Annotated in this window: 6 protein-coding genes; 5 read left to right on the top strand and 1 reads right to left on the bottom strand. The window is 41.9% G+C overall.

Annotation, left to right across the window (positions count from 1 at the left end):
* From K8S13_RS24525 to K8S13_RS24510, 4 genes are all read left to right on the top strand, one after another.
* Window positions 1-284: hypothetical protein (locus K8S13_RS24525; protein WP_291466356.1), on the top strand; the 284-nt coding region annotated here is incomplete at its 5' end.
* Window positions 285-301: 17 nt separating this feature from the next.
* On the top strand, window positions 302-547 hold the full coding sequence (locus K8S13_RS24520; protein ID WP_291466355.1) for a hypothetical protein: 246 nt from the start codon (window positions 302-304) through the stop codon (window positions 545-547).
* A 24-nt stretch (window positions 548-571) separates the two neighbouring features.
* Entirely contained in the window at window positions 572-937 is a 366-nt protein-coding gene (locus K8S13_RS24515; protein ID WP_291466354.1) for a cupin domain-containing protein, read from the top strand.
* A gap of 13 nt (window positions 938-950) precedes the next feature.
* A complete protein-coding gene (locus K8S13_RS24510) occupies window positions 951-1,790 on the top strand; it encodes a TatD family hydrolase (RefSeq protein WP_291466353.1) in 840 nt (279 codons plus the stop codon).
* Between the two features lie 2 nt (window positions 1,791-1,792).
* Here the strand turns inward: K8S13_RS24510 and K8S13_RS24505 are convergent, their stop codons facing one another.
* Window positions 1,793-2,983 (bottom strand): inositol-3-phosphate synthase, encoded by a 1,191-nt coding sequence (locus K8S13_RS24505; protein ID WP_291466352.1) that lies wholly within the window; start codon window positions 2,981-2,983, stop codon window positions 1,793-1,795.
* Between the two features lie 472 nt (window positions 2,984-3,455).
* Between K8S13_RS24505 and K8S13_RS24500 the strand changes: the two genes are divergently transcribed.
* The coding region (locus K8S13_RS24500) for a hypothetical protein (RefSeq protein WP_291466351.1) at window positions 3,456-4,193 on the top strand (738 nt) is incomplete at its 3' end.

Raw genomic sequence — 4,193 nt, 5'->3', positions numbered from 1 at the left:
TGGCCACAGAAAAAATCATGGAAAAAACTGTCTGGGTCTTTACCGGATCAAAAATTATGGACGGCAATTTCATGGCCCAGGTTGAAGGTTCCATTATTGCCACTTATCATGATCCTTTTGCTATTCTGGATCACAGGAGTGATACAGGGGCGGATGATACGCTTTTTTTTGCCAATGAAAAGCTTCTGCCCTTAAAGGGAACAAAGGTGATAATGAAGATTTATCAAGAAAAAGATCCTGCAATTAAAAAAATCACATCCTGTCAACAGGATAAAAAGAAATAACAGGAGAAATAACATAGATGAAAAAAAAAGGAATAGAACCGCCGAAAACAGCGCTGGAACTTCTGGATATGTATTATCTTGAGGCAAGATCGCATCTGCTCGAAACCGCTGCCATTCTCGACAGAATTGAACGGGCGGACGGTGGAGAGCGGATGATGAAGGATACAAGAATCCAGGATCTTTTTAAAATATTTTTGATTATAACAGACAGCAGTAAAAACAGAACCGAGCAGTTTTTAACCCTCTTGTCTGACAAAGATTAGTTTTTTAAACAAAGGAGATGTTTTTTGAAACCAGAACCTATTGTCCGCCATTTGGATGAAACCGAACAGACACCCTGTCCTTTTGGAAACGCCCGCCGAGTGATCACCGGTGGTGAAGGAGGTATCTCCAACGTTCATGTGATCAGCGTGACCCAGGGCAATAAACATTACCATGCTGCATATGATGAGGTGTTTTATATTCTTTCCGGCAAAGGAAGCATTACACTTGATGAAAAATCATTTCCCATTCGGCCGGGCAGTGTGGCTGTAATTCCAAGGGGAACTATTCATTCAATAACATCTGAATCAAATGATCCGCTTGAATTTATAATCTTTGGTACGCCCCCCATGTTTATTGAAGATGAGCGGGCAAAACCGTTAAAACCATAAAAAAGGCAAATAAATGAAAATTATTGAACCCCATATCCACATGATTGCACGTACAACTCAGGATTATGAGCGCATGGCGAGAATGCATACCGTGGCATGCTGTGAACCGGCATTCTGGGCAGGATATGACCGGACATCGGCCAGGGCATTTCATGATTACTTTACCCATATTACTCAGTTTGAGCCTACAAGGGCAGCCCAGTACGGCATTGATCATTATTGCTGGATTTGCATGAATCCCAAGGAGGCGGATAATCTGGAACTGTCCCGGGAAGTGATCTCGTTTATCCCGGAATTTCTGGACAAGCCCAATGTCCTGGGCATAGGGGAGATCGGTCTCAACAAGAATACAAAAAATGAAATGACCGTATTTGAAGAACAGGTGGAGCTGGCACTGAAATACAATCAATTGATCTGGATTCATACCCCGCACCTGGTTGACAAGCTCAAGGGCACAAAGATGATGCTGGATTATCTAAACGGTCATAAGGGGGTTGACCCTGGCAGGGTCACCTTTGATCACAGTGAAGAGCATACCCTGAAAATGATCCTGGATTCCGGTTTCTGGGCCTCCATGACCATCTATCCCGTAACAAAGAACTCTGCCACCCGGGTGATTGATGCTGCGGAGATTTACGGGCTTGAACGGCTGCTGGTTGATGCCTCGGGCGACTGGGGACCATCTGATCCCGGCACACTCCATGACGCAGTATTTGAAATGAAAAGGCGGGGGCACAAAGAAAAGGATGTTGAAACCCTGTTTTATAATAATCCCTGTTATTTTCTTGGCCAGTGTGACAAATTCAGGCCCAAACCATTAATTGACAGCAAAGATGCCTGGGGTGGTTTATAAAATTATACTAATTTCTCACAATATGCCTCAAGCATTCTGAACTGCTTTTCAAGGGAATGTTCATTCACCTGCCAGGGTGATTTAAAAAAAGATGCTGTATGGTGCATGGCGCCGGATTCCCCCCTTTCAAGCGCCAGGAATGCAAACCGGGAAAGATCCAGAACAAGCGGTGCAGCCAATGCCGAGTCACAGCCTTGCCAGGTAAATTGAAGATTCATTTTTGTATTGAGAAACCCCTGAAAGTGGATGAAATCCCAGGCAGTTTTTCTGTCACCCAGGGAGGGAACATAATCAATGGAAACCCTTGAATGTGGGGAATATCCCAGGATGTGCGGCAGCAGCCGGTCTTTACTTTTAATTTTGGTGGCCCCGTTTTCTTCGTTCTGGAGGACTTTTCCATCCATATTACCGAGGATGTTGTAACCTTCCCAACTCATCACTTCAAGATTTCTCATGGCAAACATCGGAGCAAGGGCCGACTTTACAAGTGTTTCACCGGTCTTGCCGTCACTGCCCATCACCGGCACATGGTGTTTATGGGCAAGATCCACAAGCCCCCGAGAAAGTCCTGCCTCTGAAGGTGTAAAATTAATATAGGCGCATCCGGATGTAATGGCAGCATAGGCATAAATAAAGCTTGGCCTGATACTATGGGTATTATTTTTTTTTATTATATTTTCAATTGCATCAATACTGGAAGCAGCATCAGTATCTATCAGTGGCGGTTCTGTGGAAGCAAGATTAATTACAACCATTTTTTTAATATGGTTGTCTTCTTTGAAAGTAGAAATATCCGCCTGTATCCGGTCTATCATTGATGAAATCGAATTACTGGTGACAATATGATCGGGTTCGGACAGGCTTGAGATCGCATCCCCGGCATTGAGAAGTATTCCGGGGAATGTCAATGACTGGATGCCATCAATGGTTTGAGCGATTTTTTCAGTCTGATCATGATCAGCAAAGTTTGTGTCTCTCATAATCAATCGGGATTCGGAGCAGGATCGGATGTCCCATCCACCAAAATAAAAATCAGATATATCTGCAAACGAAACATTGTTGAAAAGGTCGGAAGCTGAAACCATGCCTGTTGGCGGGCACAATCCTTTTGACAATGCTATTGCTCCAATCATTGTTGTTGTTGATAAATGACCGCACAGACCCACAAACATTACACCGTATTTATTGCTCATATCTTTTCTCCGAAAATATATATCTATTTGAATAACTCAATTACTTTACTCCTGATATTTAGTTGTTGCAATTGGTATGCCATTTTGATAGCAGCCGGCGTAATTCCCATATCCATTTCACAATGCTTTGATATAATCATATTATTTTGTAAATTCAAGTTTTATCCTTTTTAAAAAAAAGGAATTTATTTACATAATTTATAACATTTTTTTCCTAAAAATAGGTAAAAAATTTCCCAAAGCTGATAATCCTTAAATCTGTTAAAAAAATAAAGGCTGTATATTCAAGGATTCAGCAGGAGTGGGGTTTGGGCATACATATTGCATCCTAATAATGAATGAAGCTGTGAAATTTTTAAATAATTTAGATAAATAATAGTTATGATATGGTTTGTTTCCAAATTCATAACCTAAAATAATTAGGATCTGTATTCGGCATTTAACCGAATTACAGGAAATGGCGGGGTATATTATGCGTTTTAGTCAATGGAAAATTTATTTAATTTTATTATTTGCTTTAGCTGGTTTTTTATTTACAGCATCACCAGGATTTGCAGCTGTTGACAGGGTCATATGTGTTCCCTGGCAGGGAGATCCCTTAAAATTTCACACCGCAATTTCCAATGAATCTGCACGCCTTAAAGGTGTCATTAAAACAACAGATACGTCCATGATCTGGTATAAGTGGGTCTATGGAGACGGTTCAGAATCATCCGTCATTTCCGAACAGGGGTCATTAACTTATCATGTCCAGGCGGATAATACCTATTCAGGCGCAGTGGGCACCCCGTTTACAGCAAAGCTTGTGGTGGCTGATGACAGCAGCTTCATCTCCACAACTATTGAAGATCCGTATCTGGTTAAACTTTTTGAGAATAACCAGGATGCCCGGATTAATATTGCCATTGATGACGGCCTGTGGTGGCTGTTTAATCATACTTATACCAATTCTTATTTCCATACCTATGACGGATCACCTTTCATGGTCTGGACGTCTACATGGGGAAGTGCACGCTACTTAGCAGCGCCAACGGCATCAAGTGTACAGGCCTTTGCCATTAATAATCACAAAATTAATGGTGATCCGGATGAAGATCCTTACGTTGAAGCGGTCCAAAAAGGCATGAACTGGCTGGTTCAGGGATACTATTCTAACAGATACAACTCTTACCGTATGTTAAGGGCAGTAGCGATCAGCGACCAGCATGCT

This window comes from Desulfobacula sp., assembly GCF_021107415.1.
Note: the sequence above shows the minus strand (reverse complement) of the source record. Positions and strands in the feature narration are given on the sequence as shown.

Bases quoted from the DNA above. Each gene is read 5' to 3' on its own strand.
- K8S13_RS24510 (WP_291466353.1), top strand. From the start codon at position 951: ATGAAAATTATTGAACCCCATATCCACATGATTGCACGTACAACTCAG.
- K8S13_RS24505 (WP_291466352.1), bottom strand. From the start codon at position 2,983: ATGAGCAATAAATACGGTGTAATGTTTGTGGGTCTGTGCGGTCATTTA.
- K8S13_RS24520 (WP_291466355.1), top strand. From the start codon at position 302: ATGAAAAAAAAAGGAATAGAACCGCCGAAAACAGCGCTGGAACTTCTG.